The following is an 18,494-nucleotide window of genomic DNA, read 5'->3' on the forward strand; positions in this document are numbered from 1 at the left end:
GTGGTGTCGGATTGCGCTGCGCTAATCCGACCTGCGATAAGGCCGACGTAGGTCGGATTAGCGCGCAGCGCGTAATCCGACAACCACCACAAAACCAATTAATCGATACCCTGGCTCTTCAGGTATTCCTCGTAATTGCCGCTGTAATCGACAATGCCGTCTTCCTTGATCTCGATGATGCGGTTCGCCAGCGAGGACACGAATTCGCGGTCGTGCGAAACGAAGATCAGGGTGCCGGCGTATTTTTCCAGCGCGATGTTCAGCGACTCGATCGACTCCATGTCCATGTGGTTGGTTGGCTCGTCGAGCAGCAGCACGTTGTGGCGGCCCAGCATCAGCTTGCCGTACATCATGCGGCCCTTCTCGCCACCGGACAGCACCTTGACGGCCTTTTTCACGTCGTCGCCGCCGAACAGCAGGCGGCCCAGGATCGAGCGCACGGCCTGGTCGTCGTCGCCTTCCTTGGTCCACTGGCCGATCCAGTCGGTCAGGTTGGTGTCCTTGGCGAAGTCTTCGGTCGGGTCCTGCGGCATATAGCCGACGTTGGCGTTCTCGGCCCACTTGACGCGGCCCTGGTCAGGCTGCAGGCCGGCCAGGTCGCCCGCGATACAGCGCAGCATGGTGGTCTTGCCGGCGCCGTTGGCGCCGATAATGGCGATGCGCTCGCCCGCTTCGACCATGATGGAGAAATTCTTGAACAGCTGGCGGTCAAACGCTTTCGAGATGTTCTCGACTTCCACCGCCAGGCGGTGCAGCTTTTTCTCGCCGTCGAAACGCACGAACGGATAGGCGCGCGACGATGGCTTGATGTCGTCGACCTTGATCTTCTCGATCTGCTTGGCGCGCGAGGTGGCCTGGCGCGCTTTCGACTTGTTGGCGGCGAAGCGGCGCACGAATTCCTGCAGCTCGGCGACCTTGTCTTTCGCTTTTGCGTTGTTGGCCAGCTGCTGGTTGCGCGCCTGCGTCGAGGCGAACATGTATTCGTCGTAGTTGCCCGGGTAGATCTTCAGCGTGCCGTAGTCCATGTCGGCCACGTGGGTGCAGACCTGGTTCAGGAAATGGCGATCGTGCGAAATGATGATCATGGTGGAGTTGCGCTCGTTGAGCACGTCTTCCAGCCAGCGAATCGTGTTGATGTCCAGATTGTTGGTCGGCTCGTCGAGCAGCAGGATGTCCGGGTTCGAGAACAGCGCCTGCGCCAGCAACACGCGCAGCTTCCAGCCCGGCGAGACATTGCTCATCGGGCCGTGGTGCAGGTCGATCGCCACGCCGGCGCCCAGCAGCAGTTCGCCGGCGCGCGATTCGGCCGTATAGCCGTCGTACTCCGACACTTTGCCTTCCAGCTCGGCCGCCTTCATGTAGTCTTCGTCGGTCGCTTCGAGGTTCGCATAGATCGCATCGCGTTCCTGCATCGCGGCCCACATCTCGGTATGGCCCATCATCACCACGTCGAGCACGCGCATGTCTTCGAATGCGAACTGGTCCTGGCGCAATTTGCCGAGGCGCTCGTTGGTGTCGAGCATGACGTTGCCGCCCGACGGTTCCAGGTCGCCGCCCAGGATCTTCATGAAGGTCGACTTGCCGCAGCCGTTCGCGCCGATCAGGCCGTAGCGGTTGCCGTCGCCAAACTTGACGGAAATATTCTCAAACAATGGCTTGGCGCCAAATTGCATCGTGATGTTAGCTGTACTGAGCATGTGGTATCGGGTCTTTATCCAGTGAAAACAGGGTGTTGAATACTTTTCCACCATTATACAGCAGCTGCCGGTGGCTGCTGTAAAGGCACATGGAAACAAGGACTTACAGCCGGCAAGTGAGCTTAGTGCAAATGCATGCTTACCAGAACGGCAATCGCATGGGAAAATGCGGGGCGCCACACATGCGGCCCCGCTTTCGCCGCGCCCATTTCAACCTTGCCCTGACGAGTACCTCTTGAAGAAAATTACCATCGCCGCCACCGTCGCCGTCCTCGCCTTGGGTGCCGCCACCTGGGCTTCGCCCTACTATGCCCTGCACCAGATGAAAACCGCCGTGGCCGGGCGCGACGCCGCCGCGCTGGCCGGGCAGGTCGACTTCCCTGCCCTGCGCAGCAATGTCAAGGACCAGCTGGCGGCGACCATGTCGCACAGCATCAGCGCGGTGGCCGGCGCGGACAATCCGTTCGCCGCGATGGGCGCGGCACTGGGCAATGCAATGCTGGGAAAAATGGTGGACGCGATGGTGTCGCCGGCCGGCGTCGAGGCGCTGGTCAGCAAGAGCGCGCTGAACAGCCACCCGCAGACGGATGGGGACGACAGCATGCAGGCGAGCGCGCCAGCCGGCCAGGACAAGGCCGGGCCGAAGTACGCCGCATCGTATGCAGGATGGGACCGCTTCGTGATCCGGCCGGCCCAGCGCCATGACGATGCCGGCGCGCTGGTGCTGCGCCGGCACGGCTTGTGGAGCTGGAAACTGAGCGAAATCGAACTGTCGAAAGCGATGGCGGCCGCCAGGTAATCCTGGCCGCCAGGGCCATCGCTGGCAATTCTTACATGCCCAGAGACTTGAGCAGGTCTTCGTTGTCGTCGTCGGCAGGCGCGGCCGCCGGCGCGGGTTCCGCGTCGCGTGTCTGGTTGGCGTACTCGGTATCCATCAGGGCATCGGTATCGACTTCGCGCGAATCGAAGTCATGCAGCTTGATGAATTCGGTGCGGTCGATCGCCAGTTCCAGGTAGAAAATATTGTTCTTTTCCGTGTAGAAGGTGACGCGGCGCATTTCCGGGCGGTCCAGCGGCGTATCGACGCTCAGCATCACCTGCTTGTTGAGCACCAGCATTTTCGGCTGGCTCTGGGTGATATTGGTCTGCAGTTCGCGCCGCACCTTGCCGGTAAAGTCGCCGACGATCTGGTTCATCAGCTCGCCCATGATGTTCGACACCTCATCGGACGTATAGAAGCTGGCCAGTTCCGACTTCGGCATGCCCATGTGCAGCATGTAGCGCTCGTAGATTTCCATCGCCGTATCGGCCGCGAAATTGAGCACCACCAGGCCCGTGAAGCCGCCGTCGAACATGACGAAGCAGCCGATATCGGGTTTCAGGCCGGTCTTGGTGATGCGCTGCACCATGCCGGAATAATTGACCCTGCTTTGCGTTGCGACGTTCAGCACCCGGACGACCGAGTTGCATAAACTCATCAACAAATCTTCTGTACCGTACACAACATCCTTTTCTGAGCTCATGGCTACCTCTCGTGCTTTTTATATTGATATTTCTGTGTAGAAATATGTATCAGATGGGCAGAATACCGGGGCGCGCCATCTCCGTCCAGCCATACCTGTGTTTACTTGACGATCTGTGACGAAATCGCCATCCACATAGCGCAGGCGCCATGCAAGCTGGCCTGCCGCGCCGTAGAAAGTGGCTGAAAAACAACTTTATGGCATGATGCGGGTCTCCGGTCTCCATGGCCGGCATCAGACCCAAGAAAGCAGAGCATGAGCACATTGCAGCAGCAGATACTGGAAGAAATGCGTACCGAACTCGAGGACTGGTTCGATACGCAAAGCCGGCGCGACGATCTGGCGTCGATCAAGCAGCGCACCACCCTGCAGATGGGCGTGTTCAGCGAGATCACCGTCAAATACCAGCCTGGACGCACCACCATACTCGACCTCGATCTGGACTTTGACGAACCCATCTCGTCGCGGCGCATGGAGCTGCCGAGCCGTGAACAGATTCTCGGCGAGGTGCTGCCTGGCCTGGCCGCAGCTGCGCAGCAACGCCTGGATCAGCTGGCAGACACGCCCCTGATCGATTACCGCTTCCGCTTGCGTGCCAAGATACGCGCCATCGAAGGCATGCTGCAATTCGACGTGCTCGAATACGTGCATGCGAAAAAAAAGGCCCAGTTGCTCGACAATATCCACGCCTTTATCGCCACCAGGCTGCAAGCGGGGGTACAGCCCACCGATCCCCTTGAAACGATGTTCCTGAGCCGCCATCTGCTCGATCCGCATCTCTTTCCGGTGCTCGACGTCGGCTGGACCATTGCCCGCTTCGAGCAGATACAGCTTGTCAACAAGCCGGCGCCGGAATCGCTGGCCGAACATCGCGGCGACATGATCCACGCAGTGAAGGACTGGGCCGAGCGGCAATTTCTGCCCCGCTACTTCGATGTCAGGCATTCATCGTACGGTCCGAACGACTATGCGCTCAAGCCCGGCGCCGCGCTCGACGGGGAAGGCAGCGAACAGATCGACCTGCTGCTGTACGGCGCCGTGATGATACTGCGCCACGAACCGAGCTACAGCAAATCGACCGGCGTGACATTCATCAACCTGGCGAAACAGCTGGGCAGCAGCCGCGCGGCGCGCATGCTGAAAGAAGGCAGCGGCAGCATCGTGCCCGACGCGATTGCACTGGACAATCCCGAGCTGGCCTGCGCCGCCAATGACGTGTTCGCCACCGTGCACATCACCATCCGCCAGGAAGGCGCTGGCGCCTATGGCCAGGCGCTCGCCTTCCTGGTCCGGCTGCTGGGCCTGGGCTTTCCCAAGAGCTATCAGATCAAGCTCAAGTCGGGCGTCAAACAGTATCTGGCGGTCAAAGGCCTGGCGCGATCCGATACCCACCGCTTTTTCGCCAATGCATTGGCCTATCCTGAACTGCAGCCGCCGCTGGAACAGTATGCCCGTGCGGCCATCGAAGAGTTCGAAATGTATGCGGACACCGAAGGCGAAAAAAACTGCATGCCCGGCACCTATGCGACGTTCGGGCTGGCGCTGGCCAATACGCATTATTTCTCGCTGGTGCAGGACTACATGGCGGTGGTCGATGAGGAACACCAGTCGGTGCAGGATGGTTTCACTGCCGCCTTTGCCGCGCAATATGGGCTGACGGCCGCATCGGCGCCGGTACTGGTGGCCTGCCTGCGCCGCTGTACCGACCACCTGAAACTGAAACTGCTGCCGGAACTCGACGATGACGACAAGCTGGCCCTGCTGTGCGATGCCATGCGGGGACTGGACGACCATGAAGTCGAACGCGTTATTTATCCGGTGTGGGGCAAACTGGAAAAGCTGGGCGCCCTGGCGCGCAAGGCAAGCGGACGGCGCAAGCAATTATTGCTCGATATCCTGACCGCCAGCTAGGAATACAGCCTATGCGACCGACACCACGTTAAGGATGTCGTCCAGGGTGGCCGGCTTGACCAGGTGATGGTCAAAGCCGATGCCCTGGGTGCGCTCGCGCGTTTGCGGGTCGCCCCAGGCGGTCAGCGCCACCATGCGCGTATGCTTGAAGCGCGGCGCCTGGCGCAGGGTCGAGATCACGTCGAAGCCGGTAATATCGGGCATGCCGAGATCCAGCAGCACCACGTCGGGCTGGAAGGTATCGGCGGCCTGGATCGCGGCGGCGCCGCCATAGATCGGCAGCGTCTGGTGCCCGCACATTTCCAGGAACTCGGCGATCAGGTCGGCGGCATCGCGATTGTCATCGACGATCATCACGCGCAAGGGAGAAAGTTGGTTTGCCATTGTGTAGCCTGCTATCGGTGAGCACAACCCTGACGGGTCAGTGCCAGTATGCCAGCAGGTTCGAGGCGGCAATATTAAGTTCAGCCAGGAGTGGTGACTGAAAGGATGAGGTTGCTTTTCGGTAATTATACATAGTTTCTCTCCTACAAGTGACGGCACGCGCCAAGATCGTATGCATATTTTAACAATCTTTCTTTTCATCGCTGTAGGAGCAGACGCTGCGTTCGTGTAGCTGGAGCGGCCACCCCCGCTCCGGCCAGCTGGCAATTGCGCGTCAGCCGTGCATCAGCTGTGCGCCAGCAGTGCCTGCCGATGCACGGGCCTGGCCGGCGCCAGGCGCACGGCTGTCGCCGTATCTTGCAGGCGGAACACCTGCACCGAGGCCGACAATTGTGCGGCCTGCTCCTGCATCGCATTGGCGGCAGCGGCCGCTTCCTCGACCAGCGCCGCATTCTGCTGGGTTACCTGGTCCATCTGGTTGATCGCCTCGTTGACCTGCTCGATGCCCACGCGCTGCTCTTCGCTGGCGTCAGTGATCTCGCCGATGATGGTCGACAGGCGCTGTACGCTGTCGACCACCTGCTGCATGGTGGCGCCGGCCTGCTCGACCAGCTTGTTGCCGGCACCCACCTTGTCGACCGAATCATCGATCAGGCCCTTGATCTCCTTGGCCGCGCTGGCCGAACGCTGGGCCAGGTTGCGCACTTCAGTGGCCACCACGGCGAAGCCACGGCCCTGCTCGCCGGCGCGCGCCGCTTCCACGGCCGCATTCAGGGCCAGGATATTGGTCTGGAAGGCAATCCCGTCGATCACGCCAATAATGTCGGCAATCTTGCGCGAGGACTCATTGATCGAGCCCATGGTCTGCACCACGTCGGCCACCACGGCGCCGCCCTGCACCGCCACGCTGGAGGCGGACGCGGCCAGCGAGCGGGCCGCCTGCGCGTTATCGGCATTCTGCTTGACGGCCGAGGTCAGCTCTTCCATCGACGACGCCGTTTCTTCCAGCGAGCTGGCCTGCTGCTCGGTGCGCGAGGACAGGTCCATATTGCCGGCCGCGATCTGCGCCGAGGCGGTGGCTATCGTGTCGGTACCGCCGCGCACGTCGCCGACGATGGCCACCAGCGACGCGTTCATGTCGCGCAGCGCCGCCATCAGTTCGCCCGTCTCGTCTTTCGAACGGACCACGATATTGCTGCTGAGGTCGCCCTTGGCCACGCGCTGCGCCATTTCCACCGCCTCATGCAGCGGCCTGGTGATATTGCGGTTCAGCAGGAAGGCCAGCACGCAGGCCAGCACGGCGGCAATCGCACCGCCGCCGAGCAGCACCCAGGTGGTGCGCGTCTTCAGGGCGGCCGCCTCGCTGGCGCGCTGCACCAGCAAGACCCGTTCGGCCTTGCCGATTTCGCCCAGCAGGGCGCGCATGGCGTCCATGTCGGCCTTGCCCTTGCCTGCCTGCTCGGCCGCCACCACGGCGTCCAGATTGCCGTCGGCCATGGCGGCGCGGCGCAGCGCGATCACCGGCTCGACGGCTGTCGCCAGCCAGCGCTGCTGGGTCGCTTCCAGCGTGGCCAGCCTGGCCTGCTGGCTCGGGTTGTCGGAGGTGAGCGTGCGGATCTGCTGCAGATGTTCGGCAAAAATGCGCTTGCCATACAGCAGCGGCTCCAGCGAGGCGTCCTTGCCCGTCAGCGCAAAGCCGCGCTCGCCGGTTTCGATATCGACCAGGCCTTCGAGCAGGCCGCTGGCCTCGCCCAGCACCTCATAGGTATGCACGTTCCAGCCGTTGGCTTCGCTCAGGCTGGAAAAATTGCTCTGCGCCGAGGCGACCAGGATCGCCAGCAAGGCGATGACGGCGCCGAACGCCAGGTACAGGCGCGTACCGATTTTAAAGTTTGACAGGGTCATCTGTTTCTCCATTGATGATGCAAAATGCAACAAGATGTTGTGCAAGACAACGACAATGGCGCAGATCATAACGATAAAAATTGAAACATTAGTTGCCGTTAGTCTACAATTTATACCTTTTCGTCTCTATCTTCTCCGTATGGATGCCGTCTCCACATTACTGCTGCGCCTGGGCTTTTCGGCCGAGATTTTCTTCCAGGGCGGTTTTTGCGGCAGCAATCATTTTCCTGTCCAGCCCATGCGCGGCCATCTGCACCTGCTGCGCGCCGGCACGCTGACCCTGATCCAGGAAGACGGCACAGAACTGCCGCTGCACGGCCCGGCGGTGGCCTGGTATCCACGTCCGCATGCACACGGGCTGGGGACGGGCGCGGGCCAGGCCGAGCTGCTGTGCGCCAGCGTGCACCTGGCCGGCGACGATGCGATGGTCGACGCCCTGCCCGCCTGCCTGCATGCGAGCCTGGCGCAATTGCCGGCGCTGGCCGGCACGCTGGCCTTGCTGTTTGACGAGGCAGGCACGGCGGACCTGGGCCATGAACTGGTGTTGAACCGGCTGTGCGAGGTACTGATCGTCCAGCTGCTGCGCCATGCGCTGGACCGCAAGCTGATGTCGGCCACGGCCCTGGCGGGATCGTCCGACGCGGCGCTGGGCAAGGCGATGCACGCCATGCAGGCGCGTCCGGGTGGCAAGTGGACGGTGGAAAAGCTGGCGGCCCTGTGCGGCATGTCGCGCAGCCGCTTCGCGCGCCAGTTTCATGTGGTGGTGGGCTGCCCGCCCGCGCAATACCTGAACCAGCAGCGCATCGCCCGGGCGCAGGCGCTGCTGCGGCAAGGCAGGCTGGTGCAGGATGTGGCAATCGAAGTCGGCTACAGCAGCCAGCCGGCCTTTACGCGCGCGTTCCGGGCCGGCGCACGCCTGTCGCCACGCGACTGGCTGGCGCGGGATAATGGCGAACGGCAGCGCTAGAAGTCCAGCGCCCGCAGCACCACGCTGTTGCTCAGCAAATCGCGGCTCAGGTAGGCGAACGCGCGCTGCGCGATCAGCAGACGGTGGGCGTCGAAGATTTGCAAGGGATCATGGCCGTCACCGTCGCCGGGACTGCCTGACAGGCGCAGCAACGCTGTCGACGTCACCCGGCATATCTTGTCCGTGCCAAATGCGGCGAGGTGGAAGGTGATCGCGCCATCGAAGTGGTCGAACACGATGCTGTTGCGGATGATCTCATAAGGCATGGCGGCTCCCTGCCCGCCATGCAGAATGCGAGCCTGGAATACGGAGAGAGAGTTGTTTCATGCTGATACCTGCCTGCGGCGCTGAGTGACCATGGTGACCATGTCTGCAGGTTACTGAAGTTGCCCGCGCTGCACTGTATGTTACCGTACATAAAGACAATTTTTCGTAAAAATACGACAATGACGGCATGCGGAAAGCATGCTTGTGATATTGTCTTCAAACAAATATAGAAGGTGATCGCCATGTCCAATTTTCCCGTCAGCGTTTCGTTCCGCTACATCGATCCCAGGCAAAAAGAGCCTGGACCGACCCGGGAATTCGTCAACCAGCAAATTGCCGTGCCCGCCGGCTCGCACCTGCCGCGCACCGGCGAGGTGATCGAACTGCTGCACTGGGACCTGAACCGCGACCTGAAATCGGGCGTCTACAGCGTGCTGTTCGTGCATACGCGCATCGCCCTGTTCGACAGCAATCAGGTGCCATCGGGCTGGCATACTACCGTCACGGTCGGCCCGCTGGCCGACGACATCGATCCGCGCCTGCTGGCGCCGTCTACCTGAAAGCCAATGACAGACACTGCTCATACACCGGGACAGGCCCTGCTGCGATTGCTGGACCCGGATTACGTTGCCGGCGCCGTTGTGCGGGAGATCCTGGCGCAGGACCTGACGCGGCTGCACGCACGCCAGTTGCTCGCGCAGCTGCGCCGCCTGCGCGCCGCACAATCGAACCAGCTATATTATGCTGGCGCCAGTGCAGCCGAGGCGCTGCAGGAATTTGGTCCGGCAATAACCGCCGTCAAGACGGAACTGGCCAAGCGCCCGCATCTGCCGAACAAGGCCGAAACCAGAGCACGGCGCCAGGCGGCGGCAAAACGGCGCTGACTTCCTCGGCTTTTCACTGCTTTTTCCCTGACTTTTCTCCACGCTGTATTTGATTGCGACCCCATATGCACCGACTTCCCCTTTCCTGCCTGGCGTTCAGCATGCTGCTGTGCATCGCGGCACCAGCGCCTGCCATTGAAACAGTGCCGTTTGCCACCACTCCGCTGGTCATCGGCGAAAGCTTTGCCATCGCCTCGCATATCCTGAACGAAACGCGCCATATCAATGTCTACGCGGCGCGCGCCTGGGATACGCCGCCCGATGCGCGCTTGCCGGTGCTGTACATGCCGGACGGCGGCGTCGCCGAAGATTTCCTGCATGTCGCCGGTCTGCTGCAGGTGTCGGTGGCGAACGGCACCATGCGCCCGTTCATGCTGGTCGGCATCCAGAACACGCAGCGCCGGCGCGACCTGACAGGGTCCACCGACGACCCCAAGGATCGCGCCATTGCGCCGGTGGTCGGTGGCGCGGCCGCCTACCGCAGTTTTATCCGCGACGAGCTGATGCCGCAGGTGCGCCAGCGCTACCGCGTTACGCCGGAGACGGCCATCGTCGGCGAATCGCTGGCCGGACTGTTCGTGGTCGAAACCTTCCTGCTCGAACCGCAGCTGTTCGACCATTATTTTGCCTTCGATCCCAGCCTGTGGTGGAACCGCGGCGCGCTGCCCTCGCAGGCGGCCAGCCTGCTGGCAAAGCACGGCGGCGGACAGCACACGCTGTATCTGGCCAGCAGCAGCGAAGCAGGGATCGCCAGCGAAGTGCAGCGCCTGCAGCAGGTGCTGGCCAGCAGCGCACCGAAAGGCCTGGACTGGCACGTCGAGCGCATGCCGCAGGAAACCCACGGCACCATTTACCACCCGGCCGCCCTGAAAGCGTTTCGCGCCGTGCTGGCGCCGAAGATGGACAAACTGTAATCGTCCGCAGGCCTTGCGGCACGGGGTGCGCTTGTAGAATGCAGGCCCATCCCGAGCGAGGCCCGCCATGACTCTGTTGCAACTGTTTATACTCTCCATCGTCCAGGGCTTCGCCGAATTGCTGCCCGTATCCAGTTCCGCCCACGTGATCATGGCGGAAAAACTGATGGGGCTCGACCCCACTTCGCCGGAGCTGACCATGCTGCTGGTGATGCTGCATACCGGCACCATGTTTGCCGTCATTGTGTACTTCTGGTCTTCCTGGCGCGCCACGTATGTCAGTTCAACCAATGCATTGCGCAGCAACGTGCTGTTGCTGGCGGCCGCCACGCTGGCCACCGGCATCGTCGGCTTCGGCCTCCTGAAGCTGACCACCCATGTGGCAATGGCCAACACGCCTGGCTTTGAAATCGAACATCTGTTCGGCAATGCCAGGCTGATGGCGGCCGCGCTGGCCTGTGCCGGCGTGCTGATCATGGCGTCGTCGCGGCTGACCCCGCGCCAGGACGGCGCCCTGAACCTGCCGCGCGCCGTATTGATCGGCGCGGTACAGGGCCTGTGCCTGCCGTTTCGCGGTTTTTCGCGTTCGGGCGCCACCATTTCCACCGCAATCGCCGCCGGCGTGCCGCAGCGGCGCGCCGAAGAATTCAGCTTTGCGCTGGCGGTGGTGCTGACGCCGGCGGTGCTGGCCAAGGAAGGCTGGCGTTTTTACCAGGCCGTGTCCGCTGGCGCCGTCGGCCACGGCGCTTCCCTGATGCAACTGCTCGCGCCCAGCCTGCTGGGCATGTGCTTGTCGTTCGTGGCCGGGCTGCTGGCGCTGCGCTGGCTGTCGCGCTGGCTGGAACAGGGACGCTGGCATCTGTTTGGCGCTTATTGCCTGGCCGCCTCGGCGGTGGTGCTGTGGGTAGGGTAAAATCGCGGCCTGCCGACCCCAGCCTATATAGCCAGGCGCCACACTGAAAGTCCGCCATGAATTTTGCCGCCACCGCCGCCCTCTCGCTCGCCATGTCCACCGACGCCTTTGCCGCCGCCGTCGGCAAGGGCGCCGCGCTGCACAAGCCGCAATGGCGCGAGGCGCTGCGTACCGGCCTGATCTTCGGCGTGATCGAATCGGTCACGCCATTGATCGGCTGGGCCTTGGGCCGCGTGGCGGCGCCGTATGTGGCTGCCTGGGATCACTGGCTGGCCTTTACCCTGCTGGGCGTGATCGGCGCACTGATGATACGCAATGCCTTCGCCGATGGCGGTGACGAGGAAGACCAGGCACCAGCCCGCAGCCATTCGTTCTGGGTATTGGCCGTCACCGGCTTTGCCACCAGCATCGACGCGATGGTGGTGGGCGCTGGCCTGGCCTTGCTGGGCGCGAATATCATCGTGACAGCCGCCGCCATCGGCTTTTCCACTTTTGTGATGGTGACCATCGGGGTGATGCTGGGCCGCGTGCTGGGCACGGTAGCGGGCCGGCGCGCCGAACTGGTCGGCGGCGTGATCCTGATCGCGATCGGCAGCCTGATCCTGTACGAGCATCTCGGCCATCCGGCGGGCTAGAGCCGGCTCTGTGCGCCAACGCACTGATCAGGTATGATATGAAGCATGCCGCGACCGCTGGCATTACCTGTTCAATATGCCTGGAAAGCAAGCATGCATCAATTCAATGAAGGCGATATCGTGCGGGTCAAGTGTGGCGGCCCCGATATGACGGTGGTCTGCGTGGACGACAATTTTTTTGCGCGGGAAGAAGCCGCACTGGCCGTCTTCTGCGTCTATGAAAAAGACCATTTCCTGTTCGAACAGGCGTATCCCGAATATGCGCTCGATATCGTGCGCTACGAACGGCGGCGCTATACGCGCGAAGACTGACCGCCGGCCTGACCCAGCCTGCTTTTAAGTACGCAAACACACACAAGCATTGTTTCCCGCATGTTAAATTCGTGACATCAGCCTGCCAAGTCACGAGGAGAGCGTCATGGAAACACTGGAACTGCTGTTTGCATCCCTGGTCAGGGAAACCGCCGAATCGATCCGTGATCACCATATACCGTTTGCCGCCAGGCGCGACGAGCAGGTCTATTATGCATGGATTGACGCCCATCCGATTTCAGGCTATGTGCAGGAAGCGTATCGCGAAATCGAGGAAACGGCGCAGCAGATACGGGCCATCCGCGCAGGCTGACGGCACCTTAGCGGCAGGTATAATGTTGCCCCTTGCCGCTAGAAAATCTGAACCCATGGAATATGTGAATTTGCCGCTGGTGTTTCTGATCGGCTGTGCCCTGATTGCCTTGCTGGCCAGGAAGAACGGCCATTCCGGCTATCTGTTCTTTCTAGCGGCCATGTTGCCTACCGTACCGCTGTTACTGCTCCTGCCCCATGTGGTGGGCGCCAGCCAGGCCGCCAACCCGGTTATCAGGTTGCCGCTCGCGTTTCTGGCCCCGGCAATCTGCCTGCTGTGCGCATTGAAGCGCAAGCGCGGGGCCTGAGAACAGCACGTCTTAACGCATCGGTGCGCTGTCGGCCAGGCGCCAGCCGATGGACAAGGCCACTTGCTGTGCCTCTTTTTCGTTGCTGCAATCATCATAATCGCAGGTGTCCTCGTAGGCGCCGCAGGCATGGTTCTGGCTGACGAACGAGCCTACCCAGCGGCCGTCACGGCGTTGTGAAGCAGTTGCACTGATCGTGAATCCTTTGTGGATGGTGGGATTTTCCAACGACATCATAATTTCCTCCGCTTAAAAAGACGTCAGCCACCTGACTTGCTGCCAGTGTGCCGCATCGCAGCATTGTGGTCTGTACGGTCGCCCACATTCGCATGATTACCGTCGAGATACCCACGAGCGGCACGCACTGTGCGTGCGATTGCGCAGGCATCAGGTATGATTTCGCCATGTGTGGACGATTCGATCAAAATGACACGGCGCGGGTACTGGCGTCTTCCTTCGGCTGGACCGACGCGGTATTCGACAGCGAGGCCGAGCCGCACCTGAACGTGCCGCCGGGTACCTATCGTCCGGTGATGCATATCGAAGACGGCGTGCGCCGCGTCGACGATGTGTTCTGGGGCTACCGCCCTGCCTGGGCCGCAGCCGCCGTACCCGCGCCCGGCAAGAAGAAAATCCCTATCGCCATCAATGCGCGCCTGGACAAGCTGGCCGGCGCGTACTGGAAGCCGCTGCTGCGCAAGGGGCGCGGCATCGTCTGCGCCGATGGCTGGTATGAATGGACCGGCGAAAAGGGGTCGAAACAACCCTGGCATATCCACCGCAAGGACAAGGGTCCGCTCTTCCTGCTGGCGCTGGCGCATTTCGGTCCATTCAAGCTCAACCGCGAAGAATCGGGCTTCGTGCTGGTCACGGCCGACAGCCTGGGCGGCATGGTCGACATCCATGACCGGCGGCCAGTGGCCGTCAACCTGGAGGACGCGCACCGCTGGCTGGATCCGGAACTGACGCTTGAGGCCGCGCTGCACCTGGCGCGCACCTGCATGCTCGATGCGGAACTGTTCGAGTGGCATGCGGTGGACAATCCGCTGATCCCGAGCGCGCGCGCCAGAAAAACGCCGCAGCCGGTGCCCGCGCAAGTCGGCTTTGACTGGAACGGCGACTGACTTTTCAGCGCGCCAGCCGGCGCCACAACGCTTCCACCGGCCCTTGCCGGAAGTACGCGAGCCAGCAGCGGCTCAGCACGATCTGCCCCACCACGATCAGGCCGGCCAGGCCCAGCATCTCGATCGGACGCAAGACACCGCCCCAGCCCAGCCCCCAGCCCTGCAGCAGGAAGGTGCCGAGCACGGATTGCAGCAGGTAGTTGGAGAGCGCCATGCGCCCGACCGGCGCCAGCCACCGCGCCAGCGCCGCCATGGTGGACGGGCCCGCCAGCATCAGCGCCGCCACATAACCTGCCGCCAGCAGCGGGCCGCCCGCATACAGCAGCAGTTCCAGCAGCATGGCGTTCAGCTGCGTCTGGTACGGATCGACGGTCTGCCACAGGATCGCCGTGGCGGCCAGCAGGTTGAACGGCAGGCCGATACCGAAGCCGGCCGCGCAGACGCGGCGCCAGACATGACGGTGTCGCGCCGGCTGCGTCAGCCAGCCCAGGCGCACCGAAAGAATACCGAGCAGGAAGAAGATCATGATATGCGGCAGCATCACGATCACGAACAGCATCTGCATGCCGTAGTCGCGCGCGCGCAAAGCCGCAATCGCCAAGGCGCTGCCGTGCGTATAGACGGCATGGCGGCCGGCAAACTCGTGCAGCTCGCGCGCCGTGGCCGCCGGGTCGCTTGCCGGGTTCAGTGGATACAGCAGGCACATGAACAGCAGAAAGCCGCCAGCCAGCAGCCAGGCCAGGTTGCGGATTCGGCCGAGCCGGCTGGACGCCAGCGGCAGGATCAGCATGCCGGCAATCGCATATGAGCTGAGCACGTCGCCGCTCCATACCAGCACACCATGCAGCAGGCCGATCAACAGCAGCCAGCGCAGCCGCCGCGCATAGGCGGTTTGCGCAGCCGGCCAGCTGCCCAGTTGCCGGCGCAGCGAGCGCGTATGCAGCGCAAAGCCGGCGCCAAATAGAAATGCAAAGATGGGATAGAACTTGAATTCGGCCAGTGCCGCCACCGCAAAGATGGCGGCCTGGTCCAGCCACGGTGCGGGCGCCGGCAAGGTGCCGTAGCGCAGCGACAGGGTACCCCAGGCAAAGCCCCAGATATTGACCAGCAGGATGCCGAACACGGCGATGCCGCGCAGCACATCGAGTTGCGCCAGCCTGCCCGGTTTGCCGTGCATCGGTCAGCGCGCCAGGCTCGGGTAATCGCCCATCTGCAGCGTAAAACCGGCATCGTTCGACGTCAGGCGCGCCTGGCCGCCGAACGGCAGGGTGACGCGGCGGCGGATATGGCCGAATTCCAGCCCCGTCAGCACCGGCACCGGCAGGCGCTCGCGCGCATACGCCAGCATGGCGTCGAAATCATAGCCGTTTTCCAGCGGACCCAGTCTGTAGCCGGAAAAATCGCCCAGCACGATCGCCTGCTGGCGCTCGATCACGCCCGCGTGCAGCAATTGCAGCAGCATGCGCTCGACCCGGTACGGGTGTTCGCTGACGTCTTCCAGGAACAGGATGCCGCCATCGATGCGCGGGAAATACGGCGTGCCCAGCAAATGCACGATCATCGCCAGGTTGCCGCCCCACAGCGTGCCGTTGACCTCGACATGCGGATTGCCCTGGGCCACGCCGGTTACCGTATGAGTGGGGCCGGCCAGGCAGGACCACAGCTGGTCCAGCGTAAACTGCTCGGGCTCCTCGCGGATAAAATCATCGCAGACCATGGGGCCGGCAAAGCTGGCACGGCCCGTTTTTGCAAACAGGCCCATGTGGAAGGCCGTGAAGTCGCTGTAGCCGACAAACAATTTGCCGCTGTCGGCCATCGCCTGGAAGTCGATCCCGGGCAGGATGCGGCTGATGCCGTAACTGCCGCGCAAGGCCAGCACCACCTGTACCCCCGGATCGATGGCAGCGGCGTTCAGCTGTGCCAGCCGGCCTGCATCGGTGCCGCCAAAGCGCTGGAACTTGTGCGCCGGATCGTAGTAATTGTGGACAGTGGCGCCCTGCTGCCGCAGGCGGGCAATGCCGCGCGCCAGCACCGCTTCGTCGGGCGCGCAACCGCCGGGCGCCACGATGGCGATGCCGATATCAGGAGTGTTCAACAAAATGGTCCGGAGTAGAAAGATCGGTAAAGGAATTGTGCCATGGCTGCCTTGCCTTCCACCCCAAACGGCAACATGCCCGGGTCGGACTCAAGGGTCCGACCCCCGGTCCTTGCAATTGGGGAAAAGAAAAAACTTCAAGCCGGCTGGGAGCGCATATGAGGCGCCATCTTACCGTGCAGATGCACATCGATCAAGGCAAGCAGGCGTTCGATCAGCTGCGGCGGCAGGTCGTGCCCCATGCCCTCGATCACTTCCAGCCGTGCACCCGGTATCAGCGCCGCCGTATCGATGCCGCAGGCCACCGGTATCAGCGGGTCGGCTGCGCCATGGATGACCAGCGCCGGACAGCTAATCGCGGGCAAGAGCGCCGTGCGCTCGCCCGAAGCGGCGATCGCCACCATCTGGCGCGCCACGCCGTCGGGGCAGCTGGCGCGCGCCAGCGCGGTGGCGATGCGCTGCTGCAGCACTTTTTCGGACACCGGATAGGCAGGACTGCCGAGCACGCGTACGGTGGCCACCATATGCGCCACCAGCTCGGCCTGGCTGGCGCCCGCCTTCGGCCGGCGCATCAGCGCATTGCGGGCGGCCCGTGTGGGGCCGGGCAAGCCGCGCCGGCCACTGCTCGACATGATGGACACCAGGCTCAGCACACGTTCGGGCGCGCGCGCCGCCATCACCTGCGCGATCATGCCGCCCATCGAGGCGCCGATCACATGCGCCTGCGCGATGCCCAGGGCCGTCAGCAGGCCCAGCGCATCGTCGGCCATGTCATCGAGGGTGTAGGAGCTGTTGACACGCCAGCCGAACTTGCTTTTCAGATAGGCCAGCGGCAGGTTCGGCTTGCCGGCATGCGCCATCTTGCTCGACAGGCCCGCGTCGCGGTTGTCGAAGCGCAGCACATGAAAACCCTGCTCGACGATGCCATCGACAAACGCGTCCGGCCAGGCCACCAGCTGCATGCCCAGGCCCATCACCAGCAGCACGCAGGGGTCGCGCGGATCGCCGTGGCTTTCATAAGCGATAGTGAGGCCGTTGGCCTTGATGGTTGCCATGATGCCTTTCCCGTTCACTGGCCGCGAGCATCAGCGCCGCGGCCGTGACATCAGCATACCATTTTGTGGCCGGGACAGCGTTACTGCACGCGCGGCAGGCTGGCGGCCAGGTCGTTCCAGGCCTGCGGCTGCGGCTTGCCGCGTTCGCGCACGCCAAAGAAAGTCAGCACCTGCGTGCCCTCGTTATCGAAAAACTCGATCGAGGTCACGCCGCCCCGCTTGACGACCCAGCCGCTGCGCAGCGCCGTGTCGCGGATATGCAGGTTGAAATCGGGGTCGAGTACATTGTAAAAGCCGCCGGCCGCCATGGTTTTTTCAATCTTGCCGCTGTAGATCTGGGTCAGGCCCCCGTTGCCCAGGAAGACCATGATGGCCACCTTGTCCTTCGCCGCATTGTCGAGCAGCGTGCGCAGCGCCTGCGGCGTCACGCGTTCGACCATGCCGGCCGGCGCCAGGCGCAGCGCCTGTTCGCGCGTGAGGTGGAATTCGCGCAGGATCTGCGCAAACTGGTGTACGTCGGTCATCTCTTTCCAGGCCAGCTGGAATTCCTTGACGTCGATGCTGGCGTCCGGCTTTTCGGCTGCCTTCGGCGCGGCGGCAAGCACTTTCAGCTGCGTGCCTTGCTCGGGCGCACGGAACTTGTTAACCAGCTGGTCGAACACGGCCACGCCGGCGTCGCTGCGCACATACAGCTTGTGCACCGAATCGCCTTGGGCATCAAAAAACTGCAGGCTGCGCGAAAGCTTGCCGTCGCGGCCGGGCTGGGCCACGGCAAACGCATATTTCCAGTTTTCAAAGTGAAACCGCAGGTCGATCGCGCCGCCCAGGTAGCCGCCGGCGATATTGCGCTCGCGCGCTTCTTTCTCGGGATCAGGCCTGGCATCCTGTTTGACCTCGCCCTGCTCCGACTTGTCGCCGGCCTGCTTGAACTTGCTGGCGATGCCGGTGGTTTCGATCACGCCGTTTTCATTGCGCGTAATAGCCTGCACCAGCCCCAGGTCCAGCGCGCCGCGCATGATCTCGCGCGGCTGGTTGCCGTCAGCCTGCAGGCGCGTCACGCCATTGCCGATATCAGTCGCCAGCAATTGCGCTTCCGACACCCCCAGCGCGCGCGCCGCATCGCGGATCTGCAGCTTCGGCTGTTCGGCGCGCAAGGTCGACCAGCGTTGCGCCAGGTTGGCCGGGGCCTGTGCCGTCGCGGCGTTGGCGATCAGCAGGCTGCCCAGCAGGGAAAGAACGAGTTTGGATAAGGTCATGAATAGTCCATGTTGTTGAACAAGAAAAGAGC

Annotated in this window: 22 protein-coding genes; 12 read left to right on the plus strand and 10 right to left on the minus strand. The window is 62.8% G+C overall.

Features of this window, described 5'->3' with window-relative positions:
• Positions 1-98: 98 nt before the first annotated feature.
• Positions 99-1,697: an ABC-F family ATPase gene (locus tag RTQ46_RS09500; protein ID WP_312436132.1), complete on the minus strand. Its 1,599-nt coding sequence runs from the start codon at positions 1,695-1,697 to the stop codon at positions 99-101.
• 235 nt (positions 1,698-1,932) lie between these two features.
• On the opposite strand from RTQ46_RS09500, the gene RTQ46_RS09505 reads away from it, so the two are divergent.
• Positions 1,933-2,496 (plus strand): DUF2939 domain-containing protein, encoded by a 564-nt coding sequence (locus RTQ46_RS09505; RefSeq protein WP_312436133.1) that lies wholly within the window; start codon positions 1,933-1,935, stop codon positions 2,494-2,496.
• A gap of 31 nt (positions 2,497-2,527) precedes the next feature.
• Here RTQ46_RS09505 and RTQ46_RS09510 read toward each other — a convergent pair whose 3' ends face one another.
• Positions 2,528-3,220, minus strand: a complete 693-nt coding sequence (locus RTQ46_RS09510; protein WP_312436135.1) for a DUF3334 family protein — start codon at positions 3,218-3,220, stop codon at positions 2,528-2,530.
• 255 nt (positions 3,221-3,475) lie between these two features.
• Between RTQ46_RS09510 and RTQ46_RS09515 the strand changes: the two genes are divergently transcribed.
• Complete coding sequence (locus tag RTQ46_RS09515; RefSeq protein ID WP_312436136.1) at positions 3,476-5,131, plus strand: DUF6138 family protein; 1,656 nt, start codon at positions 3,476-3,478, stop codon at positions 5,129-5,131.
• A 9-nt stretch (positions 5,132-5,140) separates the two neighbouring features.
• Here the strand turns inward: RTQ46_RS09515 and RTQ46_RS09520 are convergent, their stop codons facing one another.
• Both RTQ46_RS09520 and RTQ46_RS09525 read right to left on the minus strand, forming a co-directional pair.
• Positions 5,141-5,515, minus strand: a complete 375-nt coding sequence (locus RTQ46_RS09520; RefSeq protein ID WP_312436138.1) for a response regulator — start codon at positions 5,513-5,515, stop codon at positions 5,141-5,143.
• A gap of 285 nt (positions 5,516-5,800) precedes the next feature.
• A complete protein-coding gene (locus RTQ46_RS09525) occupies positions 5,801-7,420 on the minus strand; it encodes a methyl-accepting chemotaxis protein (protein ID WP_312436139.1) in 1,620 nt (539 codons plus the stop codon).
• A 139-nt stretch (positions 7,421-7,559) separates the two neighbouring features.
• On the opposite strand from RTQ46_RS09525, the gene RTQ46_RS09530 reads away from it, so the two are divergent.
• The gene (locus tag RTQ46_RS09530) at positions 7,560-8,387 is read left to right on the plus strand and encodes an AraC family transcriptional regulator (RefSeq protein ID WP_312436141.1); all 828 of its coding nucleotides are present in this window, start codon (positions 7,560-7,562) and stop codon (positions 8,385-8,387) included.
• Here RTQ46_RS09530 and RTQ46_RS09535 read toward each other — a convergent pair.
• Positions 8,384-8,653 carry a DUF1488 family protein gene (locus RTQ46_RS09535; protein WP_312436143.1) on the minus strand — a complete coding sequence of 90 codons (270 nt, stop codon included), beginning with the start codon at positions 8,651-8,653 and terminating at the stop codon, positions 8,384-8,386. The two genes, RTQ46_RS09530 and RTQ46_RS09535, sit on opposite strands and share 4 nt — an antisense overlap.
• 243 nt (positions 8,654-8,896) lie before the next feature.
• Here RTQ46_RS09535 and RTQ46_RS09540 point away from each other — a divergent pair, with 243 nt between their 5' ends.
• From RTQ46_RS09540 to RTQ46_RS09575, 8 genes are all read left to right on the plus strand, one after another.
• Positions 8,897-9,214 (plus strand): hypothetical protein, encoded by a 318-nt coding sequence (locus RTQ46_RS09540; RefSeq protein WP_312436144.1) that lies wholly within the window; start codon positions 8,897-8,899, stop codon positions 9,212-9,214.
• Positions 9,215-9,220: 6 nt separating this feature from the next.
• Entirely contained in the window at positions 9,221-9,538 is a 318-nt protein-coding gene (locus tag RTQ46_RS09545; protein ID WP_312436145.1) for a hypothetical protein, read from the plus strand.
• Between the two features lie 65 nt (positions 9,539-9,603).
• Positions 9,604-10,452, plus strand: a complete 849-nt coding sequence (locus RTQ46_RS09550) for an alpha/beta hydrolase-fold protein (protein WP_312436146.1) — start codon at positions 9,604-9,606, stop codon at positions 10,450-10,452.
• A gap of 67 nt (positions 10,453-10,519) precedes the next feature.
• On the plus strand, positions 10,520-11,365 hold the full coding sequence (locus tag RTQ46_RS09555; RefSeq protein ID WP_312436147.1) for an undecaprenyl-diphosphate phosphatase: 846 nt from the start codon (positions 10,520-10,522) through the stop codon (positions 11,363-11,365).
• A 56-nt stretch (positions 11,366-11,421) separates the two neighbouring features.
• Entirely contained in the window at positions 11,422-12,000 is a 579-nt protein-coding gene (gene mntP / locus RTQ46_RS09560) for a manganese efflux pump MntP (RefSeq protein ID WP_312436149.1), read from the plus strand.
• A gap of 93 nt (positions 12,001-12,093) precedes the next feature.
• Positions 12,094-12,312 (plus strand): DUF2158 domain-containing protein, encoded by a 219-nt coding sequence (locus RTQ46_RS09565; protein ID WP_312436150.1) that lies wholly within the window; start codon positions 12,094-12,096, stop codon positions 12,310-12,312.
• A 106-nt stretch (positions 12,313-12,418) separates the two neighbouring features.
• Positions 12,419-12,625 carry a hypothetical protein gene (locus tag RTQ46_RS09570; RefSeq protein ID WP_312436151.1) on the plus strand — a complete coding sequence of 69 codons (207 nt, stop codon included), beginning with the start codon at positions 12,419-12,421 and terminating at the stop codon, positions 12,623-12,625.
• Between the two features lie 55 nt (positions 12,626-12,680).
• Complete coding sequence (locus RTQ46_RS09575) at positions 12,681-12,932, plus strand: hypothetical protein (protein ID WP_312436152.1); 252 nt, start codon at positions 12,681-12,683, stop codon at positions 12,930-12,932.
• 12 nt (positions 12,933-12,944) lie between these two features.
• Here the strand turns inward: RTQ46_RS09575 and RTQ46_RS09580 are convergent, their stop codons facing one another.
• The gene (locus RTQ46_RS09580) at positions 12,945-13,169 is read right to left on the minus strand and encodes a hypothetical protein (protein ID WP_312436153.1); all 225 of its coding nucleotides are present in this window, start codon (positions 13,167-13,169) and stop codon (positions 12,945-12,947) included.
• A gap of 167 nt (positions 13,170-13,336) precedes the next feature.
• Here RTQ46_RS09580 and RTQ46_RS09585 point away from each other — a divergent pair, with 167 nt between their 5' ends.
• Positions 13,337-14,056, plus strand: coding sequence for an SOS response-associated peptidase family protein (locus RTQ46_RS09585; protein WP_312436155.1), 720 nt, complete (start codon positions 13,337-13,339; stop codon positions 14,054-14,056).
• A 4-nt stretch (positions 14,057-14,060) separates the two neighbouring features.
• Here the strand turns inward: RTQ46_RS09585 and RTQ46_RS09590 are convergent, their stop codons facing one another.
• From RTQ46_RS09590 to RTQ46_RS09605, 4 genes are all read right to left on the minus strand, one after another.
• Complete coding sequence (locus RTQ46_RS09590) at positions 14,061-15,233, minus strand: DUF418 domain-containing protein (protein ID WP_312436156.1); 1,173 nt, start codon at positions 15,231-15,233, stop codon at positions 14,061-14,063.
• A 3-nt stretch (positions 15,234-15,236) separates the two neighbouring features.
• Positions 15,237-16,151: a muramoyltetrapeptide carboxypeptidase gene (ldcA, locus tag RTQ46_RS09595; RefSeq protein ID WP_312436158.1), complete on the minus strand. Its 915-nt coding sequence runs from the start codon at positions 16,149-16,151 to the stop codon at positions 15,237-15,239.
• Between the two features lie 137 nt (positions 16,152-16,288).
• Positions 16,289-17,206: an alpha/beta hydrolase gene (locus RTQ46_RS09600; protein ID WP_312436159.1), complete on the minus strand. Its 918-nt coding sequence runs from the start codon at positions 17,204-17,206 to the stop codon at positions 16,289-16,291.
• An 80-nt stretch (positions 17,207-17,286) separates the two neighbouring features.
• A complete protein-coding gene (locus RTQ46_RS09605; RefSeq protein ID WP_312436160.1) occupies positions 17,287-18,462 on the minus strand; it encodes a ChuX/HutX family heme-like substrate-binding protein in 1,176 nt (391 codons plus the stop codon).
• Positions 18,463-18,494: the final 32 nt, after the last annotated feature.

Origin of the sequence: Janthinobacterium sp., assembly GCF_031995485.1 — a bacterium.
Classification (GTDB): Bacteria; Pseudomonadota; Gammaproteobacteria; order Burkholderiales; family Burkholderiaceae_D; genus Janthinobacterium.

What these genes read in the sequence shown, in the direction of transcription:
- mntP (WP_312436149.1), top strand. Translation starts at nt 11,422, where the DNA reads ATGAATTTTGCCGCCACCGCCGCCCTCTCGCTCGCCATGTCCACCGAC.
- RTQ46_RS09580 (WP_312436153.1), bottom strand. Translation starts at nt 13,169, where the DNA reads ATGATGTCGTTGGAAAATCCCACCATCCACAAAGGATTCACGATCAGT.
- RTQ46_RS09575 (WP_312436152.1), top strand. Translation starts at nt 12,681, where the DNA reads ATGGAATATGTGAATTTGCCGCTGGTGTTTCTGATCGGCTGTGCCCTG.
- RTQ46_RS09535 (WP_312436143.1), bottom strand. Translation starts at nt 8,653, where the DNA reads ATGCCTTATGAGATCATCCGCAACAGCATCGTGTTCGACCACTTCGAT.
- RTQ46_RS09555 (WP_312436147.1), top strand. Translation starts at nt 10,520, where the DNA reads ATGACTCTGTTGCAACTGTTTATACTCTCCATCGTCCAGGGCTTCGCC.
- RTQ46_RS09600 (WP_312436159.1), bottom strand. Translation starts at nt 17,206, where the DNA reads ATGGCAACCATCAAGGCCAACGGCCTCACTATCGCTTATGAAAGCCAC.
- RTQ46_RS09545 (WP_312436145.1), top strand. Translation starts at nt 9,221, where the DNA reads ATGACAGACACTGCTCATACACCGGGACAGGCCCTGCTGCGATTGCTG.
- RTQ46_RS09590 (WP_312436156.1), bottom strand. Translation starts at nt 15,233, where the DNA reads ATGCACGGCAAACCGGGCAGGCTGGCGCAACTCGATGTGCTGCGCGGC.
- RTQ46_RS09585 (WP_312436155.1), top strand. Translation starts at nt 13,337, where the DNA reads ATGTGTGGACGATTCGATCAAAATGACACGGCGCGGGTACTGGCGTCT.
- RTQ46_RS09570 (WP_312436151.1), top strand. Translation starts at nt 12,419, where the DNA reads ATGGAAACACTGGAACTGCTGTTTGCATCCCTGGTCAGGGAAACCGCC.
- RTQ46_RS09540 (WP_312436144.1), top strand. Translation starts at nt 8,897, where the DNA reads ATGTCCAATTTTCCCGTCAGCGTTTCGTTCCGCTACATCGATCCCAGG.
- RTQ46_RS09530 (WP_312436141.1), top strand. Translation starts at nt 7,560, where the DNA reads ATGGATGCCGTCTCCACATTACTGCTGCGCCTGGGCTTTTCGGCCGAG.
- RTQ46_RS09565 (WP_312436150.1), top strand. Translation starts at nt 12,094, where the DNA reads ATGCATCAATTCAATGAAGGCGATATCGTGCGGGTCAAGTGTGGCGGC.
- RTQ46_RS09520 (WP_312436138.1), bottom strand. Translation starts at nt 5,515, where the DNA reads ATGGCAAACCAACTTTCTCCCTTGCGCGTGATGATCGTCGATGACAAT.
- RTQ46_RS09500 (WP_312436132.1), bottom strand. Translation starts at nt 1,697, where the DNA reads ATGCTCAGTACAGCTAACATCACGATGCAATTTGGCGCCAAGCCATTG.
- RTQ46_RS09550 (WP_312436146.1), top strand. Translation starts at nt 9,604, where the DNA reads ATGCACCGACTTCCCCTTTCCTGCCTGGCGTTCAGCATGCTGCTGTGC.
- RTQ46_RS09515 (WP_312436136.1), top strand. Translation starts at nt 3,476, where the DNA reads ATGAGCACATTGCAGCAGCAGATACTGGAAGAAATGCGTACCGAACTC.
- RTQ46_RS09605 (WP_312436160.1), bottom strand. Translation starts at nt 18,462, where the DNA reads ATGACCTTATCCAAACTCGTTCTTTCCCTGCTGGGCAGCCTGCTGATC.
- RTQ46_RS09510 (WP_312436135.1), bottom strand. Translation starts at nt 3,220, where the DNA reads ATGAGCTCAGAAAAGGATGTTGTGTACGGTACAGAAGATTTGTTGATG.
- RTQ46_RS09525 (WP_312436139.1), bottom strand. Translation starts at nt 7,420, where the DNA reads ATGACCCTGTCAAACTTTAAAATCGGTACGCGCCTGTACCTGGCGTTC.